This window comes from Cerasibacillus sp. JNUCC 74, from assembly GCF_053667775.1.
Map to the genome: position 1 here is coordinate 2,584,235 of NZ_CM132207.1, position 24,096 is coordinate 2,608,330.

21 protein-coding genes are annotated in these 24,096 nt (G+C 37.1%); 4 read left to right on the plus strand and 17 right to left on the minus strand.

Annotation, left to right across the window (positions count from 1 at the left end):
* Positions 1–67 precede the first annotated feature (67 nt).
* Together JNUCC74_RS11575 and JNUCC74_RS11580 are read left to right on the plus strand one after the other, a co-directional pair.
* On the plus strand, positions 68–655 hold the full coding sequence (locus JNUCC74_RS11575; RefSeq protein ID WP_454065469.1) for a sigma-70 family RNA polymerase sigma factor: 588 nt from the start codon (positions 68–70) through the stop codon (positions 653–655).
* Between the two features lie 5 nt (positions 656–660).
* Positions 661–855 (plus strand): YvrJ family protein, encoded by a 195-nt coding sequence (locus JNUCC74_RS11580; protein WP_454065470.1) that lies wholly within the window; start codon positions 661–663, stop codon positions 853–855.
* Between the two features lie 368 nt (positions 856–1,223).
* Here the strand turns inward: JNUCC74_RS11580 and JNUCC74_RS11585 are convergent, their stop codons facing one another.
* The 4 genes from JNUCC74_RS11585 to JNUCC74_RS11600 all read right to left on the minus strand — a co-directional run bounded on the left by JNUCC74_RS11585 (position 1,224) and on the right by JNUCC74_RS11600 (position 5,101).
* The gene (locus tag JNUCC74_RS11585; RefSeq protein WP_454065471.1) at positions 1,224–1,664 is read right to left on the minus strand and encodes an acyl-CoA thioesterase; all 441 of its coding nucleotides are present in this window, start codon (positions 1,662–1,664) and stop codon (positions 1,224–1,226) included.
* Positions 1,665–1,924: 260 nt separating this feature from the next.
* The gene (gene sdhB, locus JNUCC74_RS11590; protein WP_077321293.1) at positions 1,925–2,689 is read right to left on the minus strand and encodes a succinate dehydrogenase iron-sulfur subunit; all 765 of its coding nucleotides are present in this window, start codon (positions 2,687–2,689) and stop codon (positions 1,925–1,927) included.
* Positions 2,682–4,457, minus strand: coding sequence for a succinate dehydrogenase flavoprotein subunit (gene sdhA, locus JNUCC74_RS11595; RefSeq protein WP_077321553.1), 1,776 nt, complete (start codon positions 4,455–4,457; stop codon positions 2,682–2,684). The genes sdhB and sdhA overlap by 8 nt, the downstream gene beginning before the upstream one ends.
* Positions 4,458–4,486: 29 nt before the next feature.
* The gene (locus JNUCC74_RS11600; protein WP_216482329.1) at positions 4,487–5,101 is read right to left on the minus strand and encodes a succinate dehydrogenase cytochrome b558 subunit; all 615 of its coding nucleotides are present in this window, start codon (positions 5,099–5,101) and stop codon (positions 4,487–4,489) included.
* Between the two features lie 903 nt (positions 5,102–6,004).
* Between JNUCC74_RS11600 and JNUCC74_RS11605 the strand changes: the two genes are divergently transcribed.
* Positions 6,005–6,442, plus strand: coding sequence for a DUF2507 domain-containing protein (locus JNUCC74_RS11605; protein WP_077321295.1), 438 nt, complete (start codon positions 6,005–6,007; stop codon positions 6,440–6,442).
* A gap of 78 nt (positions 6,443–6,520) precedes the next feature.
* Here the strand turns inward: JNUCC74_RS11605 and uvrC are convergent, their stop codons facing one another.
* The 12 genes from uvrC to zapA all read right to left on the minus strand — a co-directional run bounded on the left by uvrC (position 6,521) and on the right by zapA (position 20,338).
* Positions 6,521–8,311, minus strand: coding sequence for an excinuclease ABC subunit UvrC (gene uvrC / locus JNUCC74_RS11610; protein WP_454065472.1), 1,791 nt, complete (start codon positions 8,309–8,311; stop codon positions 6,521–6,523).
* Between the two features lie 107 nt (positions 8,312–8,418).
* Complete coding sequence (gene trxA / locus JNUCC74_RS11615; protein WP_077321297.1) at positions 8,419–8,733, minus strand: thioredoxin; 315 nt, start codon at positions 8,731–8,733, stop codon at positions 8,419–8,421.
* 205 nt (positions 8,734–8,938) lie between these two features.
* Positions 8,939–9,913 carry an electron transfer flavoprotein subunit alpha/FixB family protein gene (locus JNUCC74_RS11620; RefSeq protein WP_454065473.1) on the minus strand — a complete coding sequence of 325 codons (975 nt, stop codon included), beginning with the start codon at positions 9,911–9,913 and terminating at the stop codon, positions 8,939–8,941.
* Positions 9,914–9,940: 27 nt separating this feature from the next.
* Positions 9,941–10,714 carry an electron transfer flavoprotein subunit beta/FixA family protein gene (locus tag JNUCC74_RS11625; protein ID WP_077321299.1) on the minus strand — a complete coding sequence of 258 codons (774 nt, stop codon included), beginning with the start codon at positions 10,712–10,714 and terminating at the stop codon, positions 9,941–9,943.
* 18 nt (positions 10,715–10,732) lie between these two features.
* Complete coding sequence (locus tag JNUCC74_RS11630) at positions 10,733–11,506, minus strand: enoyl-CoA hydratase (RefSeq protein ID WP_454065474.1); 774 nt, start codon at positions 11,504–11,506, stop codon at positions 10,733–10,735.
* 19 nt (positions 11,507–11,525) lie between these two features.
* The gene (locus tag JNUCC74_RS11635; RefSeq protein WP_077321301.1) at positions 11,526–12,116 is read right to left on the minus strand and encodes a TetR/AcrR family transcriptional regulator; all 591 of its coding nucleotides are present in this window, start codon (positions 12,114–12,116) and stop codon (positions 11,526–11,528) included.
* Between the two features lie 111 nt (positions 12,117–12,227).
* Positions 12,228–13,925 (minus strand): long-chain-fatty-acid--CoA ligase, encoded by a 1,698-nt coding sequence (locus JNUCC74_RS11640; protein ID WP_454065475.1) that lies wholly within the window; start codon positions 13,923–13,925, stop codon positions 12,228–12,230.
* Between the two features lie 580 nt (positions 13,926–14,505).
* Positions 14,506–14,922 carry a DUF350 domain-containing protein gene (locus JNUCC74_RS11645; RefSeq protein WP_077321303.1) on the minus strand — a complete coding sequence of 139 codons (417 nt, stop codon included), beginning with the start codon at positions 14,920–14,922 and terminating at the stop codon, positions 14,506–14,508.
* A gap of 22 nt (positions 14,923–14,944) precedes the next feature.
* Positions 14,945–17,287, minus strand: a complete 2,343-nt coding sequence (locus tag JNUCC74_RS11650) for an endonuclease MutS2 (protein ID WP_454065476.1) — start codon at positions 17,285–17,287, stop codon at positions 14,945–14,947.
* A 36-nt stretch (positions 17,288–17,323) separates the two neighbouring features.
* Positions 17,324–19,042 (minus strand): DNA polymerase/3'-5' exonuclease PolX, encoded by a 1,719-nt coding sequence (polX, locus tag JNUCC74_RS11655; RefSeq protein ID WP_454065477.1) that lies wholly within the window; start codon positions 19,040–19,042, stop codon positions 17,324–17,326.
* A 447-nt stretch (positions 19,043–19,489) separates the two neighbouring features.
* Positions 19,490–20,053 carry a CvpA family protein gene (locus JNUCC74_RS11660; RefSeq protein ID WP_077321306.1) on the minus strand — a complete coding sequence of 188 codons (564 nt, stop codon included), beginning with the start codon at positions 20,051–20,053 and terminating at the stop codon, positions 19,490–19,492.
* A 21-nt stretch (positions 20,054–20,074) separates the two neighbouring features.
* Positions 20,075–20,338, minus strand: coding sequence for a cell division protein ZapA (gene zapA, locus JNUCC74_RS11665; RefSeq protein WP_077321307.1), 264 nt, complete (start codon positions 20,336–20,338; stop codon positions 20,075–20,077).
* A gap of 227 nt (positions 20,339–20,565) precedes the next feature.
* Here zapA and rnhC point away from each other — a divergent pair, with 227 nt between their 5' ends.
* Positions 20,566–21,501, plus strand: coding sequence for a ribonuclease HIII (rnhC, locus tag JNUCC74_RS11670; RefSeq protein WP_454065478.1), 936 nt, complete (start codon positions 20,566–20,568; stop codon positions 21,499–21,501).
* Between the two features lie 157 nt (positions 21,502–21,658).
* Here the strand turns inward: rnhC and pheT are convergent, their stop codons facing one another.
* Positions 21,659–24,085, minus strand: coding sequence for a phenylalanine--tRNA ligase subunit beta (pheT, locus tag JNUCC74_RS11675; protein ID WP_454065479.1), 2,427 nt, complete (start codon positions 24,083–24,085; stop codon positions 21,659–21,661).
* Positions 24,086–24,096: the final 11 nt, after the last annotated feature.

Genomic DNA, 24,096 nt, shown 5'->3' on the forward strand with positions numbered 1-24,096 from the left:
ACACAGTAATATCCTAACTGCTCTTTTTCGGGGGTCGTAGATAGAGCCTACATCTAAAACATAGGAGGTGGAAGCTATCATAAGCCAATCATTCGAAGGGGTATGTGAGAAAAAAGTTAATAAGTCTATAGACGAGAACCAGAAATTCCTAGAACACAATGTGATAAAGTCGTTTTTAAGCCATAAGAAATATAACCAATTATTTTTGGAGACTATCTCTTACGATGAATTTAAAAAATATTATGTCAGCATTAGATTTACAGCCTTCATTTCTTCAACATTGTATTTCAATGCAATCAACTATGATAAACGACATCGCAAAACGCAAAATCGTTATCAATTAACCCTTGATAAGCTATTAGGCGTTGAACAAGAACTCTCTTTTAAAGATTTAATAGAAGATCCTTATTCTGAAATAGAAGTAGATAGCATTCTACAAAGTTCAGACATTAGAGATTACATTGTTGATCCCACTTTAGTTAAAGCGATTGAAAAACTCACCGATAAGCAAAAAGAGGTCATTGATTTAGCTTATGTAACACGGCTGTCTGATACTGAAATTGGTGCAATATTAGGCAAGTCACAACAAGCAATTTCAAAATTGCATAAGAGGGCGCTTAAAAGCATCTATAATTTTTTACAAGAGAATGGTTGATGTAAATGGCAGTAGTTGAAATGCCACAGTGGATTATGATTTTAGGTAACTTTGGATTTCCCATTGCTATTACTATTTATTTGTTTATTCGCTTTGAAAAAAAATTAGAAAAATTAGAAGCTGTAATTTTACAGTTGGGAGAAATCATTAAAGACTCTAGAAAGGATGAAAAACGTGATGGAAACGTTTTTACCTTCTAAAGCTTTAACTTAAGAAGGCCTCATCTTTATATACACCCCGGATTTGTGCTATTTGCAATCGCCAGAAAACTCCATACCTTTGTAAACCACACACCAGATAATCAAGCCGGCAAAAATAGTAAATGTAAGCGTTAGGAGTAAGCTAGTAACACAACAAAGCGATGCGATTTTCTTGTATTGATTGGCCTAAATAGATTTGGAAAAACAACACTTTCATATAAATAAATAATTAGAGATGGTGATTAAAATGACACTAAAGCCAATTAAAATTCTAGTACATGTTGTATAACACTTTTTTTTCGCAAAATATTAAATTTCGGTATATTGAAAAATCCACTCATTATAACTTTAATATGAGCTGCTTCCTCTTATTGATGTAGAAGAGCTTCCTTCATTGATTCTTCTAGCGGCACTGGCTTACCTGTCTGGACATGAATGTATACTAGTCTGCCGCGTCCAGTCAGTGCGATTTCCTGTTTGTCATCTAAAACCATGTAGTGAATATCTGCTGATGTATTTCCTACATGCTGAGCTTTTACATAAACATGAAGTGTTTGATCAAAATATACCTGTTTTAAATAGTTACATTGTAAATCAGAAACTACCGGAATAGCTTCTATTTCACCTGAACTATTAAATAAGCCTAGTAACTTTAAATATTCGATTCGTGCTTGTTCAAAGTAGATAAATGAAGCAGTATTATTCATATGACCAAATAAATCTGTTTCTGAAAAACGAACCTTTATTGGAATGAAAAACGTAAATGTTGAACGCCATTTATCTACATCCTCTATGTATGAAATTCTCATGAGTACCTCCCACTCCTATTAGACTACTTTGGTAACCTGAACATCTAAACAGTTTACTTACCCAAAACAAACTGAACATTCAATCTTCATTATTTATATAATACTTGTTGATAAACAACAAGTCTAACACATACCTAAGGCTAAGCAATTTCCCACCCACATATAATAAACTTTGAAACATGGACTTACTTATAAAACTTTCACCATGTGTAAAAGAACGGCCCCGGCCGCTTTTGGCAGGGGCTCGTTGTGTAATGATATTAAAGTGCGCTATCACTTCCAAAAAAGTTTTTAAACGCTTGAATATTTGTTGCCCGGTTCATGGCTGCAATGGAAGTAGTTAAAGGAATACCTTTCGGACATACTTGCACACAGTTTTGTGAATTACCGCAACCGTCTATACCGCCATCTTCCATTAGACCATTTAACCGTTCGCTGGCGTTCATGGTACCGGTTGGATGTGCATTAAATAAACGAGCTTGGGATATAGCAGCCGGACCAATAAAATTAGACTTATCATTAACGTTTGGACAAGCTTCTAAACAAACCCCACAAGTCATACATTTAGATAATTCATAAGCCCATTGACGTTTCTTTTCCGGCATACGTGGACCAGGCCCCAAATCATGTGTACCGTCAATCGGAATCCAAGCTTTAACTTGTTTTAATGCATCAAACATGCGCTCCCTGTCAACAATTAAGTCCCGGACTACCGGAAATGTTGACATGGGCTCTAAGCGAACTGGTTGGTCTAGTTTATCTACAAGTGCCGCACACGACTGTCGAGCCACGCCATTGATAACCATAGAACAAGCACCGCAAACTTCTTCTAAACAGTTCATATCCCATTGAACTGGTGTTGTTTTCTCCCCATTTGCATTCACTGGATTTTTACGAATTTCCATTAATGCAGAAATAACATTCATATTTGGCCGATATGGAACTTGAAATGTCTCTTGATAGGGGGCAGAATCTGGACTGTCTTGTCGAGTAATGATAAACGTAACTGTCTTATTCTCAGCCATTTTTACTTACTCCCCCTTCACTTTTCTTCGTATAATCACGCTTACGTGGCTTAATCAGAGAAACATCAACGTCCTCATAGGAAAATTTAGGTGAATTTTTTTCGAGATCAAATTCAGCGATCGTTGTTTTCAACCAGTCTTCGTCATTACGATCTGGAAACTCTGGTTTGTAATGAGCTCCACGACTTTCATCTCGGTGGTAGGCACCTAGTGTTACAACACGGGCTAGCTGAAGCATATTCTTCAGTTGACGGGTAAACATTACTCCTTGGTTGCTCCACCGTGATGTGTCATTAATATTAATATTCTCAAAGCGCTCCATCAATTCTTGGATTTTCTCATCTGTTTCTAATAGTTTTTTGTTTTCACGAACAACGGTTACATTATCAGTCATCCATTCTCCAAGCTCTTTATGAATTTGATAAGCGTTTTCGTCGCCATCCATCTTCATTAATTTTTCAAAGTTATCCTGTTCAACCTTCACATTTTCTTCGAATAAGCTGGATGACAGATCATCTACATGTTTATCTAATCCTTCAATATACTTGATTGCACTTGGTCCGGCAACTGCTCCTCCATATATAGCAGATAATAAAGAGTTAGCACCTAATCGGTTAGCGCCATGCATAGAATAGTCACATTCACCTGCTGCAAATATTCCTGGAACATTTGTCATCTGATTGATGTCTACCCATAGTCCGCCCATGGAATAATGCACTGCAGGGAATATCTTCATCGGTACTTTTCGCGGATCTTCACCAACAAATTTCTCATAAATCTCAATAATTCCACCGAGCTTAATATCAAGCTCTTTAGGGTCCTTATGTGATAGATCAAGATAAACCATATTCTCTCCATTAATACCTAGCTTTTGGTTTACACAAACATCAAATATTTCTCGTGTAGCAATATCACGTGGTACCAGATTACCGTAAGCTGGGTATTTTTCTTCTAGGAAATACCATGGTTCTCCATCTTTATATGTCCATATTCTGCCGCCTTCTCCACGGGCAGACTCACTCATTAATCGTAACTTATCATCACCTGGTATAGCGGTAGGATGAATTTGAATAAATTCACCATTCGCATATTTTACACCTTGTTGATACAGTTTACTTGCTGCTGAACCAGTATTAATCATGGAGTTCGTAGATTTACCGAAAATTATTCCTGGTCCGCCAGTAGCAAAAATAGTAGCGTCAGAAGGAAATGCTTTTATTTCATGTGTTTTTACATCTTGCGCAACAATTCCTCTTCCAACACCCTCTTCATCAATAATCGCCCGTACGAATTCCCAGTTTTCATATTTTGTAACAAGTCCTTCTACTTCAAAACGACGAACTTGTTCATCAACTGCATAAAGTAATTGCTGCCCTGTAGTCGCTCCTGCATATGCTGTTCGGTGCATTTGGGTTCCACCAAAACGGCGGAAATCAAGTAGACCCTCCGGTGTACGGTTAAACATAACACCCATGCGATCAAACATGTGAATGATCCCAGGTGCTGCATCACACATCGCTTTTACCGGTTGCTGATTCGCTAAGAAGTCACCGCCATAAACAGTATCGTCAAAGTGAAGCCAAGGAGAATCACCTTCCCCTTTCGTATTGACTGCACCGTTAATTCCACCTTGAGCACATACTGAGTGAGAGCGCTTTACGGGAACAATAGAAAAAAGATCGACACTAACGCCTGCTTCTGCTGCTTTTATCGTTGCCATTAAGCCAGCCAAACCTCCGCCGACTACAGCAACTTTTCGATTACTCATCACTGTCACTCACTCCCTGTTCCTTTAAATTAAACACCGTATGCAAATGTGATTAATGTCCTTACACCGACATAGCTTAAGGCTAAAAAGACGATCAATGTTGCGTATGTAACAACTTTTTGCGACTTTGGTGTTTGCGTAATCCCCCAAGTAACGCAGAAGCTCCATAGCCCATTTGCAAAATGAAAAATAGTAGATAAAACACCAACAATATAAAACCAAAACATAAACGGATTGGAAAGAATTCCTTCCATGAGACTATAGTCTGCACCCTCAGACCACAATTGTATTCTAGTCTCCCATACATGCCATACAATAAAGACAAACGTAATAATACCCGTTACGCGTTGTAATAAGAACATCCAATTACGGAAAAAACCATAATTTCTCGTATTGTTTCGTGCTACAAAAACAATATAAACTCCTAAAATAGCATGAAACAAGATAGGCAAGAAAATAACTACTATTTCTAAGAGTGTGCGAAATGGTAGATTATGCATAAAATCCGCTGCTTTGTTGAAGTTTTCTTCGCCGTAAACAGCAAAATGATTCACCACTAAGTGTTGAATCAAAAATACCCCAATTGGAAGTACGCCTAACAACGAGTGAAGTCTTCTAGTTAAAAACTCACGATGTTCTGTCAATGTGTTCCCCCCTTTAGTTTGATCTGTAATAAGCATCAAATTGTTGTACGTATTTAGTAGTCAACCCTACGCCTCTCAAAAAAGGAAAGTACAGCGAGTTGACATTAGTACAATTGCGACATGTTTATTGTACTTCTTACAGATGGAAGCGTCAAGAAAACGGTACCTATAGACGTTTATTTCTAAATTTAGTACAAAATTCCCATTAAAGAGTACTTTTCAAATCATTTATACTGTATAAAAATCTTCGCTAATTACAAGATAAATAGTGTTAAATAAAGTGAAACTTCATTTCTTGGAATGCCTTTCCCAAGAAATGTTAGTTGAACGAATCGGGCATTTAGGTGCCGTTCTCTCCCACTTAGACCCTTTTGTACCAACTCAAGATTTTGATGGGGGAGGTTTACGGCACCTTACATGCGGGATAAAGCATAACTTTTATTCTATTAGATGCTCTATTTCAACTATTTATTTTCATTTAGTTGGTGAAAGTATGACAACGAATAAAAACATAACTTTTATGTTGGATGATGAGATATATTAAGCAATAGTTTTTAGGAGTGACTAAAAATGTGGGTAAAATCATACTCTTCAGATACGAGAACATACTAGTCCTCAGGTTCAAAAACATAGTTTAGCAGCTTTATTCATATATGGTAAACTAATATGTAGTAAATTAGTTGTTTACTTGCACGTAAAGAAAGGATAAAATTTTGCGTAGAAGTTCTTTGGTATTATAAAAAAATATTGCTTGGCATAGAAGTATAACTAGCAGGTCATCACCTGCGAGGGGCTTGTGCTCGCCCATTTTTCTTTGCAAGAGCATGCGTAATGATAGATAATGTAAGATGAGTTTTTGCCTAACTGAAATGATTTTTTAGAGAATTAGAGAGGATGACATTCATGACTTATAAACAGGATACATCAATATCCGTTAAAGAATTAGAAAATTTACATACAGCAGGTGCTGGCTATGATATTTTACGCTATGTAGGCCTACCAGAGTTACTGGGAAAGGAATCTCATACTCTCTTATATTTTATGGGAAGAAAACTGGCAAGAAAGTTTCACAAAGAAACAACGGAGGATATTGTACATATCTTTGCACATTTAGGATGGGGAAATCTTGAATTAGTGAAACTAAAAAAGAAAGAGATGACGTTCCAATTAATGGCTGATTCTGTTGTACAGCGGTTGAAAGCCCCTTTCCCTGCCGATTTTCGTTTGGAGGCCGGGTTTTTAGCTGAATCTTTACAGCAAATTCAAAAGAGGGAATGTGAATGCATAGAATCCATTCACTCACGAATTCATCAAGTAGAATTTAAAGTAATATTTTCTTAATAGATGCAGCTATATTTCCTACTAACTTATTTTCATAATGAATAGATGAAGCAGTAGTTTACTAATTGGATTAGAGAACTACTGCTTTTCTAATGGAGTTTGATTTAAATAATCTTTAATACCTGTTGCTATGTTTTTTGGAATACCAAGTCGAGTAAAATCATCCAAATCGGCTTCTTTGATCTCGTTGATCGTTTTAAAGTGGGTTAATAATAGCTTTCTTCGTTTCGGACCAACACCTGGTATTTTATCCAATTCAGACTGAACTATATTTTTTCCACGTAATTGCCGGTGAAAAGATATTGCAAACCGATGTACTTCATCCTGAATTCTCTGAACTAAATAGAATTCATTCGATTTACGATCTAAATCAACCACTTTAGGTGGAGAGCCATATAATAACTCACTTGTCCTATGCTTATCATCTTTAGCTAGACCGCATAATGGAATATCAAGTCCTAATTCATTTTCCAAAACATCCAAGGCAACACTCATCTGACCCTTACCTCCATCGACAATAATTAAGTCAGGTAAAGGAAGCTTATCTTGCAGCACTCTTGTATACCTTCGTCGAATTACTTCACGCATTGTTTCATAGTCATCAGGACCATCAACATTACGAATCTTATATTTTCGGTATTCTTTTTTATCCGGCTTACCATCAATGAACACCACCATAGCAGAAACTGGGTCAGTCCCTTGAATATTCGAATTATCAAAAGCCTCGATTCGATGGGGGGTTTCAATATTTAATATTTCGCCTAACTTCTCGACAGCAACAATTGTTCTTTCTTCATCCCTCTCAATGATAGAAAACTTTTCATGTAATGAGATCCGAGCATTTTCTTTTGCTAGTTCAACCAACTCTTTCTTCCTGCCCCGAAATGGAGTATGAACATCAACTTCTAATAAATCTTTTAATAAATCAACGTTCGTCCCAACCGGAACAAGAATTTGTTTTGGTTTTAGATGATTTTGATGCAGGTAAAATCTCCCAATGTAACTGATAAACGTTTCTTCAGCTTCATCGAAAAAAGGAAAGATAGATACATCTCTTTCAATCAGCTTTCCTTGTCTAATGAAAAATACTTGAATGCACATCCAACCCTTATCATAACTATAAGCAAAAATATCGCGATCAGTCCGATCATTTAACGATACTTTTTGCTGTTCCATCACTGATTCAATATGCTGTATTTGATCTCGCAGTTCCTTTGCTCGTTCAAAATTTAATTCTTCACTTGCTTGATGCATTTTCTTTATTAATGCTTTTTTTATAGTTTTGTAGCCACCCTGCAAGAAAGAAGTGACATTCTGTACAATCGCTGCATACTCTTCTTTCGTTGGCGGATGCTCACTGCAAGCATAACATTGTTTCATATGATAATAAAGACACGGTCTACCTGGGGGATTATTACATTTTCTCAATGGATAAAGGCGATCCAGAAGTTTTTTCGTTTCTCTAGCAGCAATAACATTGGGATAAGGTCCAAAATATTTTCCTTTATCCTTTTTCACCCTTCTCGTAATTAATAATCTCGGATGCCGTTCAGATGTAATTTTTAAATATGGATATGATTTATCATCTTTCAGCATGACATTATATTTAGGGTCATATTTTTTAATTAAATTCATTTCTAAAATAAGCGCCTCGATTTCAGAAGACGTTACAATATACTCAAAACTGTCAATTTCTTGTACTAAACGTTGTGTTTTACGATCATGGGCACCGGTAAAATAAGAGCGAACACGATTTTTTAAAACCTTCGACTTCCCTACATAGATTACTGTTTCATGTTTGTCTTTCATAATATAACATCCAGGCTTAGCAGGAAGTACTGCTAGCTTATCTTTTATTTTCTGATTCATTACTTCCCCATTCCTTTAGCATGTACTTCGATTCTACACCTTTAGAAAATCCCTTGTTACATGAAGCAACAAGGGATTTTAAATCATACTTCTAGTATAGCATTTTTTTAAGCATGTTTGTTAATTAGATCAACTAGTGCTTCTTTTGGCTGAAAACCAATAACTTGATCAACTACTTGACCGTCTTTAAATAATAGCAGTGTTGGAATACTCATAACTCCAAACTTTCCGGCTGTTTCTTGATTTTCATCAACATCCAACTTCACAATTTGCACTTTATCTGACATTTCACCATCAATTTCTTCTAAAACAGGTGCAATCATTTTACAAGGTCCACACCAGGGTGCCCAAAAATCTACTAATACCAAGCCTTCTGCTGTTTCTTTAGCAAAAGTTTGATCCGTTGCATTTATAATTGCCATTGATTAATTCCTCCTCTTAAAAGCTATCATGCTTATTGATGAGTATATCATCGTTTTCCTATGCTTCCTAATATTTTGCTCTACTATATCATCTCACAAATAAAAAAATCAATTCGTTAGCATTTGCTCCCATAATAACACCCTTATATGTAATAAACGGAGAGGGAATGTGACCGCTCTCCATCATTTAAAACAGGACGCTTTTTTACACCGTTACCTTTTTAAACTCTTCGATTAATAATGGAATTATTTCGAATAAATCGCCTACAATACCATAGTCGGCAATATTAAAAATCGTTGCCTCCGGATCTTTATTGATCGCTACAATAACTTTTGAGTTCGACATACCGGCAAGATGCTGAATAGCTCCAGATATACCTACTGCTATATATAAGTCAGGTGTAACCACTTTTCCAGTCTGACCAATTTGCAAAGAATAATCACAATATTCAGCGTCACATGCCCCACGAGATGCGCCGACAGCTCCGCCTAACACTTCTGCCAACTCATACAATGGTTTAAAACCATCTGCGCTTTTTACTCCTCTTCCACCAGCAACAATCACATTAGCTTCTGAAAGATCAACGCCCTCGGAAGCTTTCCGTACGACATCTTTAATAATGGTACGGATATCGGTAATATCTACACTTTTAGCTGTTACATCACCAGATCTTGATTCATCTTTTTCTAAAGCCGGTATATTATTTGGACGAATCGTAAAAAAGGTTAGACCTTCAGTAATAACCTTGCGTTCAAACGCTTTCCCTGAATAAATCGGCCGAATAAACCGAGGACGATCCTCATTTGCTTCTATGTCTACTGCATCTGAGATTAAACCTGTTTCGAGCTTAGCAGCCAGCTTTGGTGTAAGGTCTTTACCAATTGCAGTGTGACCCATGACAATACCATTCGGCGATTCTTCCTTAATAACTGCCATAACTGCTTGCCCATAGCCTTCGGAGGTATAATTTTTTAAATTTTCATGTGCTACCGTAATCACACGATCTGCACCGTAGTGAACCATTTCCTCTCCTAAAGAACTAAGTTCACCGTCCCCGCAAATAACTCCTACTATCTCAGCAACCGGATTAATCTTTTTGGCAGCTGCAACCGCTTCAAAAGATACATTCCGTAATGCTCCGTCTTTCATTTCCCCAATTACTAAATATTTATCGTTCACGTCGATTACTCCTCCCTGTCAAAAATATTACAGTACCTTTGCTTCATTTTTTAATAAAGAAACAAGTTCTTGCACCTGTTGTTGTGGATCCCCCTCAAGCATTTTACCCGCTTCTTTTTCAGGCGGTAAAAAGACGTCAACCGTTTTTGTCTTTGCTTCCACATCATCTTCATCTAAATCAAGATCATCTATTTCCAATTCCTCTAATGGTTTCTTTTTCGCTTTCATAATCCCCGGTAATGAAGGATAGCGTGGCTCATTTAAGCCTTGTTGACACGTTACTAAAAGCGGAAGTGAAGTTTCTACAATCTCCACATCCCCTTCTACATCCTTTTCAATGGTCACAGTTTCTCCAGCAATCTTTAAATTTGTAATCGTTGTCACATAAGGAATACGTAAAGCCTCTGCAAGCCGAGGTCCTACCTGTCCACTTGCTTCATCAATTGCTACATTTCCAGCAAGAATTAAATCCACTTTCTTATCAGCAAAGAAAGCTTCCAAAATCTTAGCAGTTGTATATTGATCTCCTTCTTCTAAATCGTCTTCCGTATTGATAAGTACTGCTTTATCTGCCCCCATTGCTAAAGCAGTGCGCAATTGTTTCTCGGAATCTTCATCACCAACTGTAACAACAGTAACCTCCCCTCCATGTTCATCACGCTGCTTAATAGCTTCTTCAACAGCATATTCATCATATGGGTTAATAATGAACTCGGCACCGTCATCTTCAATATGACCCTGGGATATATTTATTTTTTCTTCGGTATCAAACGTCTTTTTTAGTAATACATAAATATCCATCATTGTTCCTCCTTAAGTTTACTTATCCTGGAAGTTTGGTTTGCGTTTTTCTATAAATGCTTGGACGCCTTCCTTCGCATCATCTGAACCAAATATTTGCCCAAAGGCCTCTCTTTCCTTCGCTACTCCCTCTATAAATTGACTCGTCTTTGCATAGGGAATTAGTTGCATTACTTGATTAATCGTCCATTTACTTTTTTTCACAATTTTCTGTGCTAAGCGTTTAGCTTCCTCCTCTAACTCCCCCTCTTCAACTACTTTATTAGCTAAACCATAAGTATATGCTTTCTCTCCACTAATTGGCTCACCTGTCAAGATCATTTCATATGCTTTTGCTGATCCAACATAATGTGGCAGCCGCTGTGTTCCTGCGAAACCAGGGATAATTCCTAACGTGATTTCAGGTAATCCTAATTTTGCTGATGCTGTTACAATTCGCATGTGGCAAGCCATTGCCAGTTCCAATCCCCCGCCTAACGCAGCCCCGTGAATTGCAGCAATAACAGGAATAGAAAATTGCTCGATACGATCGAACAAATCTTGTCCTCGCTTCGCTAACGTTTCATAGTCAGAAGCCTGCTGAAGGGAGGTAAACTCTTTTATATCTGCTCCTGCAGAAAAAAACTTTCCTTCCCCTTTTAAAACAATTGCCTTTATACTGGAATCTGCCTCCATCTCGTCTAGTTTTTTTGCCAAGTCATTTAATAGAGTACTAGATAGAGCATTGGCGGGTGGGCTTTGAATCGTTAAATAAGCTATCGACTCTTCTCGTTTCAAGGCTAAGGTTGACACAAATTTCATCCTCCTCTTGTTAATTTTTCTCTGAAGTAATTCCCTCGGTTAATAAGGTGTGAACTTCTAGAGCCTGCTGTACTAAATTATACTTGCGCTCCTTCATCACCCAATTTGTAACCGTTTCATCTAGTGTACCAAAAATCATCTGTCGTACAAGGGTAATATTCAATTTATTGCGAAAAATCTTTTCTTCTATCCCTTCTTGAATGATGGAATCAATGACAGCTAAATATGGTTTCAACACCTTATTGATTTGAATGCGTAAGGCAGGGTTAGATTGTCTTAGCTCCAATTGGGTAACGACTGCCAAATGCGGATCTTCACTAAGCTGACGAAAATGCATTTGAATAAGCACATAAAGCTTGTCATTTGCATTATCCTTCTTCTTAATTTCATCACTGATGCGATTGATAAATTGTCCCATTTTTTCTTCAAAAACAGAAATCAAGATATCTTCCTTATTTTTAAAATATAGATAGATTGTACCATCCGCTACACCAGCTTTTTTTGCTATTTTTGATACTTGTGATGCATGATAGCCATTTTCTGCGATAACTTGTACAGCTGCTTCGATAATTTGGTTGTATTTAGGCTTATTTTTTTTCATCGTTCTCTCCTATATCCTTAATAATGAATGATTGTTCATTCATTATTTTATCTTCTTTTATTTGTTCTGTCAATATACCTTGTATCATTATAGCAAAAAAAGAGGGCTAACTTAATTGGTATTCACTTTATCGTTTATTTTTTCTCTTTCTTCTTCTACTAATTTTCTACGTAAAATTTTTCCGACAGCCGTTTTTGGTAGTTCATCACGGAATTCATAAATACGCGGTACTTTATACGCAGCTAAATGTTTACGACAATATGTGTTTAAATCGGACTCTGTTACGGAATGACCATCTTTTAGCACAATATATGCTTTTACCGTCTCTCCGCGATATGGATCAGGAACGCCGGCAACTACTGCCTCTTGAACAGCCTCATGCTCATATAACACTTCTTCTACCTCACGTGGGTAGATATTATATCCACCAGCAATAATCATATCCTTTTTACGATCAACTACATAAAAGTAGCCGTCTTCTGTCTGATACCCAAGATCGCCTGTCAATAACCAACCATCACGTAATACTTGCTCGGTTTCTTCTGGATTATTCCAGTAACCTTTCATGACTTGCGGTCCTTTGACAGCAATTTCTCCAACTTCACCAATCGGCACTTCTTCCATTGTCTCCGCCTGAACAATTTTAGCATCCGTATCCGGCCATGGTACTCCAATACTCCCATTTCTTCGTTCGTGCCAAACAAAATTAGCATGGGTTACTGGCGAAGTTTCTGTTAAACCGTAACCTTCTACTAATTTACCCCCTGTGACCTTTTCAAATTGTTCTTGAACCTCAACCGGAAGTGGAGCAGAACCGCTAATACAAGCCTCAATGGAGGATAGGTCATAATTAGCTAATTTAGGGTGGTTTAATAATGCGATATAAATAGTCGGAGCCCCCGGAAACAATGTGGGTTTTAGCTTATCTATCGTCTTTAAAACCTCTGTTGCATCAAATTTCGGGAGTAAGATCATCATGGCGCCAATCATAATCGAGTTATTCATAACAGCTGTCATGCCGTAAACGTGGAAAAATGGTAAAACTCCGAGTATAATTTCCTCTCCGCGTTTTGTTTTATAAATCCAAGCATCGCACATTTGTACATTGGAAACTAAATTATAATGTGTGAGCATCACACCTTTTGGATTCCCTGTCGTTCCACCAGTATATTGAAGTAAAGCTAGATCTTCTTTCGGATGAATCGCTACTTTTTCATAAGCTGCTTGAGCGGTATCCATGATATAGTCCCATACATGGGTAGTTTCTTCTTGTTCTACTTTTACAACCATATTGTACTGTTTCTTCTGAATATATGGGTAAATAAGGTTTTTTGGAAATGGTAAATAGTCCTTTATACTTGCTACAATGATATGCTTAAGATCGGTATTATTTTTTACATTTGTAACTCTCGGTAATAAAATATCTAAACATACGATGAACGCGGTACCGGAATCATTCAGCTGATATTCCAGCTCTCTTTCTTTATATAGCGGATTCGTTTGGATAACAATTCCCCCAGCCATTAGTGCACCATAATAGGCGATAACAGCCTGTGGGCAATTAGGAAGCATAATCGCAATGCGGTCTCCTTTTTCCAAGCCCATCTGCTGTAAATAATTTGCCATCTTCGCCGCTTGTGTATAGATTTCTCCATAAGTTAACTCTTTGCCCATAAAATGAAGCGCTTTCTTTTTCGGGAACTTTTCAGCGCTTTCTAATAAAAATGCGTGAAGTGGCTTTTCGTCATAAGCAATTGACGTCTTTATCTCTGGTGGATAATGCTGGTGCCAACTTCTTTTACCTTCCATCCTTTTTCCTCCCTTTTGGTATAGTTATTACCATTATACCGATTAATCACTATTTTTTGAAATATTATATAACTTTTTTTAGAAAAACTTGGCTTGTCGCTAAGTATTTATGGCGAAAGCTATTGTTTCTTTATACGATAAAGTGAAACTTCTTCAGTAGGAGTTTCCTTCCCTCTCCTACTGAAGGTTAGTACCACAAGGGTATGACCTAAAGGCCCTTGAACCAATCGGGCATTTAGGTGCGGTTTTTTGCCACTTAGACTCTTTTGTACCAATTCAGGACTTGAAGTGGGAAACTTACGGCACCTTACATACCGATAAAGACTAAAGTTTCATACTTTCCTATAGTGTTAAAAAACTTGGCAAAACATGCAAATTTAAAAGGAAGATAAGATGAATGAATAATTTCATAAAAGAAAGTTCACCACGACTCTTATCTGACTTTTAAAATCACCCGCCAAGTTTTTAAGACCCATTTATCATCTACCAAATAAGCCAAGCTATACCTACTACAAAGAAGATAATAGCAACAACCGTTAAGATCTTTGCCAGTCGTTCTAAAACCACTAAATCTCCTCCCCTATAAAATGCTTGCACCAATAACGAAAGCTAAACCAATAGAAATAATCATGGAAATAAAACCAACCGCCTTATTTCCATTTCCAATTTCTTCATCGACTTTAATAACCGGAGTTAAAAACTCAAAAATGAAATATCCAATAAGCAACAATACAAAACCAAAGACCCCCCAGCCAATACTTTGCAATAAGGTATCATTATGTTCAATGGAATAACGAAAAATAATGGCGATACCGAAAATTTTTCCTCCTGTTGCCATTGCGACAGCAAAATTACCTTTTTTAATTTCTTCCCAATTTCGATAGGATGTAACAATTTCTAAAATAGCAAGAAACACCAACGTACATAGAATGACTACACTATATCTAGCCGTTGTTTCAACAACTATATTTTCCCAAAAACTCGTCCCTATTACCATTACATTCACCTCTTAGCTATATCTATTTCAAGCGAATGACAGTTACACCACTGCCGCCTTCTCCAGATTCTCCCGGTCGTGAATCTGCAATTCTTGGGTGCTGCTTTACATATTCCTGCACTCCTTTTCGTAAAGCGCCTGTACCTTTACCATGGATAATAGAAACGCGAGAGTAACCAGCTAGTAGTACATCATCAATATATTTTTCTAACTTTAATAACGCATCTTCTACTCGCTCTCCACGTAAATCAATCTCTGTTTTCACGTGATAGTTTGCACCTTTAATCGTTGTAATTGGCTGGTGATACGTTTCTTGTTGTTTTCCTATATACTGTAAATCTTTACGGTTTACTTTTACTTTCATAATTCCAACTTGTACCAAATACTCTTTATCATTTATCTTTTCCAGCACAGACCCCTGCTGATTGGCTGTTAGTAACTTAACTTCATCCCCAGGGTGAAGCTCTTGTTGTCGCTGTTTTTTATCACGTTGATTTCCTGTTTGTTGAGCAGTCAGTTTAGGTTCGGCAGCATCAAGCATTTTTTTCGCTTTAATCCACTCATGTTCCTTCCATTTTGCGTCTGTTTTCATGTTACGAAGCTCTCCTACAATTATCTCTGCTTCTTCTCGAGCTTTTTCAATCGCTTTAGCTGCTTTTTCTTCTGCTCTTTTATATAGTAATTCTCGTTTATTTTCCCATTGATTCCATGCTGCTTGTAAATCACGATGAATTTTTTCTGCCTCTATTAAAAGCTCATGTGCTTTTTTATACTCTTTTTCTGCATTGATTTGCGATTTTTCCAAAGAAGTGATCATATTTTCTACACTTTTTGAATCCATTCCGATATATGATGTAGCTTGCTCGATTAATCGGTCGGGCAAACCTAATCGTTTCGAAATTTCAAACGCATTACTTCGTCCAGGAACACCTAACAATAGGCGATAAGTTGGCCTTAGTGTTTGTACATCAAATTCTACGGAAGCATTCACCACTTGCTTTCGATTATACCCATATGCTTTTAATTCAGGATAATGCGTTGTCGCAATGACACGTGCTTGACGATGAATGACCTCATCTAGAATGGCCATCGCAAGCGCAGCCCCTTCTTGCGGATCAGTCCCAGAACCTAATTCATCAAACAATACGAGCGTGTCTTCATCTATATGCCTTAAAATTTCTACAATCGTGGTCATATGTGAGGAAAACGTACTTAAATTTTGTTCAATGGATTGCTCATCTCCGATATCTGCATAGACATGTTTAAAGACAGCTAATTCACATCCGTCTTGTGCGGGTACTTGCAAGCCGGCTTGTGCCATCAGCGTACAAAGTCCCACCATCTTTAATGTAACGGTTTTCCCACCTGTATTTGGACCGGTAATCACAATTGCTGTAAATTCTTTACCAATCTCAATATCATTTGCCACAACCTGATTTGGATCAATCAATGGATGACGCGCTTGTTTCATATTGATTATTCCGTTATTATTTATCTTTGGCATAGACGCTTTCATGGACTGACCCAGTTTGGCACGTGCAAACATACCATCTAGCTTGGCAAGAACTTGTACATTCTGTTCTAAATGTATTTCTTCATTGGCGATTTGTGCACTCAGGTCTCTTAATATTCGGTTCATTTCTTGTTTTTCTTTTGCTGTTGCTTCTTGGAGTTGGTTATTTAAATCCACAACTGCTTTCGGCTCCATAAATAACGTCTGCCCAGAAGCTGATTGGTCATGAACAATCCCGCCAATGGTACCTCGATATTCTTGTTTTACCGGAAGAACATAGCGATCATTACGGATTGTAATAATTGTATCGGATAGTTTATTTGCTTGTGTCTTAATAAAACTGTCTAACCTGTCTCTTACTCTGCTTTCAAGCATCCGAATGGAGGAACGAATTCCACGTAACTTTTCGGAAGCACTATCCATAATATGACCATGATCATCAATACAACTATTAATTTGCTGTTCTAATTCTCGTAATGGGGCGATCTGCTCTACGAAGGAACGGATTATTGGTAAATCCTCCTCTAAATTCTCTATAAATGCTTTTGCTCTTCTCCCACCGTAAATCGTACTGGAAACATCCATACATTCTGTCGTTGAAAGTACACCGCCAATGGCAGCTCGTTTTATGCTAGTACGAATATCAACAATTCCGCCTAAGGGTAGTGTTTTATTCAGACGTTGAACGTGTACCGCTTCATCTGTTTCCTTTTGCAGCTGCTTAACTTCCTCTATATTTATCGATGGCTTAACCTGTTTGGTTAGCTCTTTACCGATTGTTGTTTCCGCATAGCTTGTCAAACGCTCAATAATTTTATCAAACTCAAGCACGCGAAGCATACGTTCGTTCATGTAAATGACTCCTTTAAAATGCTTTTCATCACTCTATTATTTATTACGATTAAAATATTCTTTTAATGCTTGCACAGACCACGTATTCATCACCGTTTCTTTTTTTATCCAGCCTTTTCTGGCAATGCCAACACCATACTTCATATGTTCTAACATATGATAATTATGAGCATCTGTATTAATGGCTAATGTAACACCTGCAGCTTGTGCTTTTTTCGCCCATTCATACGATAAGTCCAACCGATTTGGGTTTGCATTGATTTCCAAAGCTGTATTCGTTGCTTTTGCTTTTTCAATTAGTTTATCTACGTTAACTTGATAACCAGGGCGTCTGCCAATTAACCTTCCTGTTGGATGAGCAATTAACGAAACATAAGGATTTTCTAATGCTGCTTCTAAACGATACATAATTTGCTCTTCGGTTTGATTAAAACTGGAATGAATCGAAGCAATGACAAAGTCAAGTTCCTTAAGAAATGCATCCGAAAAGTCGAGCTTTCCATCAGGAAGTATATCCATCTCTACTCCTGTAAAAATATGAATATCCGGATATTTTTCATTTAAATTAGCAATTTCTTCACATTGCTTCCGCAGTCTGGTTTCATTAAGTCCATTCGCTACTCTTAAAAACTTAGAATGATCCGTAATGGCGATAAAATCATATGATTTGTTTCTCGCCTGCACAACCATTTCCTCTAATGATTGCGCGCCATCACTCCATGTGGTATGCATATGTAAATCGCCTTTTATATCTTGGAGCTCAATTAGCCGATAAGGTTCTTTAAATATTTCTGTTTCTCCTGTATTTTCTCTTACTTCAGGCGGAATGTAATGTAAGTCAAAATGGTTAAAGAATTCCTCTTCTGTCATAAAGGTGATTACTTCACCCGTCTCTTCGTTTTCAACACCATACTCATTAATCTTTTCTCCTTGTGCTTTAGCTAATTGACGCATCGCTACATTATGCTCTTTAGAGCCAGTAAAGTGATGTAAGGTTGTCGCAAACTCTTCCTTCTTCACAATCCGAAAGTCTACATTGATATCGTAAACATCTTCTATAACAATGGATATCTTTGTTTCGCCTTTAGCAATAACCTCTTTGCTATTTTCTATTGATAATAACGCATCGCGTACAGCTTCAGGTTCATCTGTGGCAATAATAAAATCAAGATCTTTTATCGTTTCTTTCATTCTTCGCAAGCTTCCTGCTCGGGAAAAACGATCAATTTCTTCTATTTTTTTCAAATAACTCTCAAGTCTTTCAGCGATTGGTAGCATCATAGCAATAGGTAAACGTGCGGGACGCTTTCCTGCTTCATTCAAAGCAGCTAAGATGTTTTCCACTGTTTTTTTTCCAAACCCCGGCAGTTCCTCAACCTTTCCTTGCTCACAAGCATGCTTTAAGGTTTCAGCATTCGTTACTCCGAGCTCTTGGTAAAGTTTTGCTAATTTCTTTCCACCTAGTCCAGGGAGCTCTAATAATGGAATTAAACCATTTGGTACTTGTTTTTCAAGTTCTGATAACGTTTGTGATTCCCCTGTTTGTATATATTCTTGAATAACAGCATTTGTTCCTTTTCCTATTCCTTTTATTTTCGTAAAATCATGAATATCATCGAGAGAACGATTATCCCTTTCTAAAGCTTGTGCAGCTTTACGGTAAGCGCTAATCTTAAATGGATTTTCTCCTTGTAATTCAAGATATATTGCTATTTTCTCCATTAACCGAATGACATCTTTTTTATTAATCCCCATATACTCTCACCCTATTTGTATATCATTGATAAAGTTCTACACAACTACATCATACCTATAGTATATCAATAAATCTTAGCAGCATCTGTAATTTTACAAGTCTCTAAGTTTTTATAACGCCTGTAAGGTGCCGTAAGTCCACACTTTAAAGCCTAAGCTATACAAAAGAATTTAAGTGGGAGAAAACGGCATATAAAGGCCCGATTCGTTCATCTAACATTTCTTGTAAAAGCTCCAAGAAATGAAGTTTCACTTTATACAGTTGAGCCGCTTTCTTACTTTGTCCTTAGAAAAACATGGCTTATCGCCAAGTCCTTAGCGTAGTTTTTCTTATACTATAAACCATAAAATTTTATACTTTCCTATAGTGTAAAAAAGACTGATCCGATTCAGTTAATAATTGTATGCCTCATACAATACACCTGATAATACGAATCAGCCCTTTGTTTAAGTTTGTAAATTTTGGAATACACCTGCCATATTTGTTAGCCAAAGCTCTTTGATTTTTTCCGATAGAAAAGGTGTATGTTCAATGATGAATAAAGCAACTGTTGAATCATTAACCCATGATTGGACTTGCGCAACCGGAATTAACGCGGCAATGTAAAGCACGATAAAAAGCAGCAAATATATTTCAAGAAAGCCCAATATAGCTCCAAGCAGCTTATTAATGGAGTTTAAAACAGGCAATGATGCTACAAAGTCAAGCATGGATGCAATGATTTGCAATACAATTTTAACAGCTAAAAAAATGAGGAAAAACGCAATCGCATTATAGAAGCCCTTCTCAAGCGGCAAGTTTTGTAAAAAATCAGCCCACTTCCCACTCTCTCCCAAATCTGGATAAGGAATCCACAATGACAGTTGTGGACCCAGCTCATCGTAGTAGAGTGCTGCAACTACAAATGCAGCAATAAAACCGATGAGATGGAATAATTGCAAGATAAATCCTCTTTTTAGTCCTCTTAAAAAACCGAACAACAATATAAGTAACAATAATATACTAATCATAGACGGTGTTCCTCTTTCTAGTTAGTCTTTCTCTTTCCTCTTCATGGAACCCAATAAAGAGGCATAGTCTTCTTTTAACTTCAAATAATCATTCATTGTATTTATAGCGGTTAAAACAGCCAACCTCGTTGTATCTAACTGTCGATTTGCTTCATGAATTTCAGTCATTTTCTGATCGACTAAACTGGCTACTAATTTAATATGACTTTGTGGTTCTGTTCCGATAATCGTATAGGTTCGATTGTGTATTTCTACAGTTGTACGTGTTTTTTCATCCTGGGTCACGTGTTAATCCTCCCCAAATAAGAAAAATTGTTCACCTTATCTTAACATGAAGTGAGCCATTTAGGAAACTATCCATTACTGTCATGAATGATTCCCAATTTTCTGTTAGCTATTTGCTCTACTGACTGATTTACTATAGTATAAAGGAATGTGACAGTTTGTAAATTCAACCGTGCAAAAGTTAATGGTTACCGTGAAATTGAACAGTAAGATTGGAGAGAAATAGGATGTCTCAGCTTGTTTATAAATTTTCTGCAAATAAGATACAGCAGATGAAAGAATTTTATACTTCTTTCTCTTTGGCTCCACCACAAGGAGCAATATTCCGGGCAAAGACGAAAGATGCAGTGATTACTGCCTACAAATCAGGAAAAGTGTTATTCCAGGGCAGCTCACCTGAAAAGGAAGCAGCAAATTGGCTTGATGAAGCGCAAAGAGTGGAATCAAAAGCTAAAACAATGAAGCAAAAACCAAATCATTCCTACGTTCCAAGCCCTGACTTATTCAACCAAAACCATATTGGAACCGATGAAGCCGGTACAGGCGATTATTTCGGCCCTATTACGGTAGCTGGTGTATATCTTACAGAAAAAAATATGGTTCAACTGAAGTCGGAGGGTGTAACAGATTCAAAAGCATTAACCGATAAAAAAATTCGTGAATTGGCCAATACCATTTTAACAAGGAAAATTCCTTATGCTTCAGCCATTCTGCATAATAAAAAATACAATGCATTGCAAAAGCAAGGGTGGTCACAAGGAAAAATGAAAGCAATGCTTCATCACCACGTGATTCGTCAGTTATTAAATAAAATTGGCGATGCACCTAACCAAGGTATCATTATTGATCAATTTTGTGAACCGGCTGTTTATCAAAAATATTTAATGTCTGAAAAACAAACGTTGGCTCCTTCAACCTTTTTTTTAACAAAAGCTGAAAGTTATTCAACAGCCGTTGCAGCAGCATCTATTTTAGCTCGTGCCAGTTTTTTAAACCAAATGGATAAACTCTCCAAACAATTAGGATTAGAACTGCCAAAAGGTGCTGCTCCAAAGGTAGACCGTATCATTGCAAAAATTATAATCGAGTATGGTGCAGACATATTGGATTCTTATGCAAAGGTTCATTTTAAAAACACAAAAAAAGCTTACGCATATTTGTAACTACAGTAGTAACTTAGTTAAGTGGCGTTTATATGGTTATACTTTTTTTCCTTGAAAAGACAGCAAATCACTAAGTTGAATTGCTGTCTTTGTTATTGGGATGATCACAAACTAAAGCCACTAGATGCAGGTTGCTTGTTAGTCGAAAGCTTCGTCTTTAAGAACGAATATACGCCTGATATTTTTCTTTTACAGCGTCAATGATGTGATCATAGGAAGCTTGGATTTCATCATCCGTTAATGTTTTTTCAGGATGTTGATAAACAATATGATAGGCAACCGACTTCTTCCCTACTTCTAAATTTTCACCTTCATATACATCAAAGACAGAAACATCTTTTACCAGTGGTTTTCCAACTTCTTCAATTACTTTTTTAATATCACCTGCCAAAATGCTTTGATCAATTACAAAAGCAATATCCCGACCAATCGAAGGATATTTTGGAACTTCTTGATAAGATGTTACAGGTTTATAGGCAGCCAACAGTCCTTCTAAGTTGATATCAAATACATACGTTTCTTTTAAATCCCATTGGTTTTGGATGCGCGGATGTACTTGCCCTAAAAACCCAATCGTTTTACCTTGTAAATGAAGGGACGCTGTTCTGCCTGGATGCATATCTTTATGCTTGAATGGCTTATACTCCACAGAAAAGCCAAGATAATCAAATAATCTCTCTAAAATTCCTTTTACCACATAAAAATCCACCTGTTTTTTCTCTTGCTGCCACGGATGATGAAGCCAATTTCCAGTCAGTGCTCCAGCCAGACGCAAACGCTCATCCGGTTGCTTCGTTAAGACACTCTCTTGCGTAAGAAAAGTTTTACCAATTTCATAATATCCTAAGTCTAGTTGGTTTCTTGCTTTATTATAGGCAAGCACTCGTAAGATTTCTGGTAAAAGACTTAATCGTAAATATTTATGATCTTCGCTCATCGGTAAGGCTAATTGAATTGGCATATAGTTTGCTTCACTAACCTCAGGACTGATTAATTGATCCTTTGTTTCTTCACTGATTAGAGAATACGTACGACTTTCCATCAGTCCCGCACCTTCTAATAATTTTTTAATATTACGAATCAATTGTTGTGTTTCTGTTAATCCGCCTGCTTGACCAACACCATCTGGAAGAGTATAAGGAAGATTATCATAACCATATATTCTTGCCACTTCTTCCAGCATATCCTCGAATATAGCAATGTCACCTCTACGTGTTGGTACATGTACAATAAACATAGAATTCTTTTGTTCATAGTTAAACTTTAATCGTTTCAACGCATCTTTTACATCGTCAGTTTGTAAATTTGTTCCTAAACGTCTATTCATCTCATGCATATCCATTTCAACTTGTTTCTCAGAGCGATCAAGCTGATCGAATTCAACAATACCTGATAAAATAGTTGCGCCTGCATATTTTTCCAATAACTCACAAGCACGAATTCCTGCTTCCTTTACTCGATCCGGATCAACTCCTTTTGTGAATCGGGTACTGGATTCGCTGCGTAACCCTGTTGCCTTTACAGCACTGGTCACCACGTCACCTGTAAAATATGCAGCTTCTAATAAAACATTTTTCGTAGAATCAGTCACTTCTGTAGACAGTCCCCCCATAACTCCAGCTAATGCAATGGGCTCTGTTCCATTCGTGATAACTAAATGATCATGAGACAAAATGCGTTCTTGTTCATCTAAGGTTACCAATACTTCTTTATCCTTTGCACGACGAACAGTGATTTGATCCGAATTCAATTTATCATAATCAAACGCATGTAATGGTTGACCATATTCTAATAATACATAATTCGTTATATCTACAACATTATTAATCGGACGAATTCCTGCAGCCATCAAATAATTACTCATCCATAATGGGGAAGGTTTAATCGTCACATCACGAATAATAAACGCTCCGTAATATGGATTATCTTCGGGTGCTTCTACTCGGACGGAAATAAAATCCTGTGCAGCTTCTTCCGCCATTGTTGGCGCAGGGTTTGGCAACTGTACCGGCTGATCTAAAATAGCAGCAACTTCATAAGCGACACCAAGCATGGATAAACAGTCAGCTCGGTTTGGTGTTAAATCAAATTCTAAAATAGCATCATTCAAGTTTAATAACGATTCTACTGGCTCACCGACCGTCACATCTTCCGGAAATACATAAATTCCATCTGCTGTATCCTTTGGTACATATTTTTCTTCTATTCCTAATTCCTTCAACGAGCAAATCATTCCATTCGATTCAACACCACGCAATTTGGCTTTTTTTATTTTAAAATTTCCTGGAAGTACTGCTCCCGGCTTCGCAACGGCTACTTTTTGCCCTTGAGCTACATTAGGTGCACCACATATAATTTGTAACATTTCATCTCCAACATCTACTTGACATAAATGAAGCTTATCTGCATTTGGATGTTTTTCACAAGATTCCACATAGCCAACAACTACGTTCTCACTCTTTTCAGCAACATACTCAATGCCATCTACTTCAATTCCTGTTTTGGTTATTTTTTCTGCCAATACTTTTGGATCCATATCTTTAATATCCACATAATTTTTTAGCCAATTTAATGATACCAACATATTGATTTTCC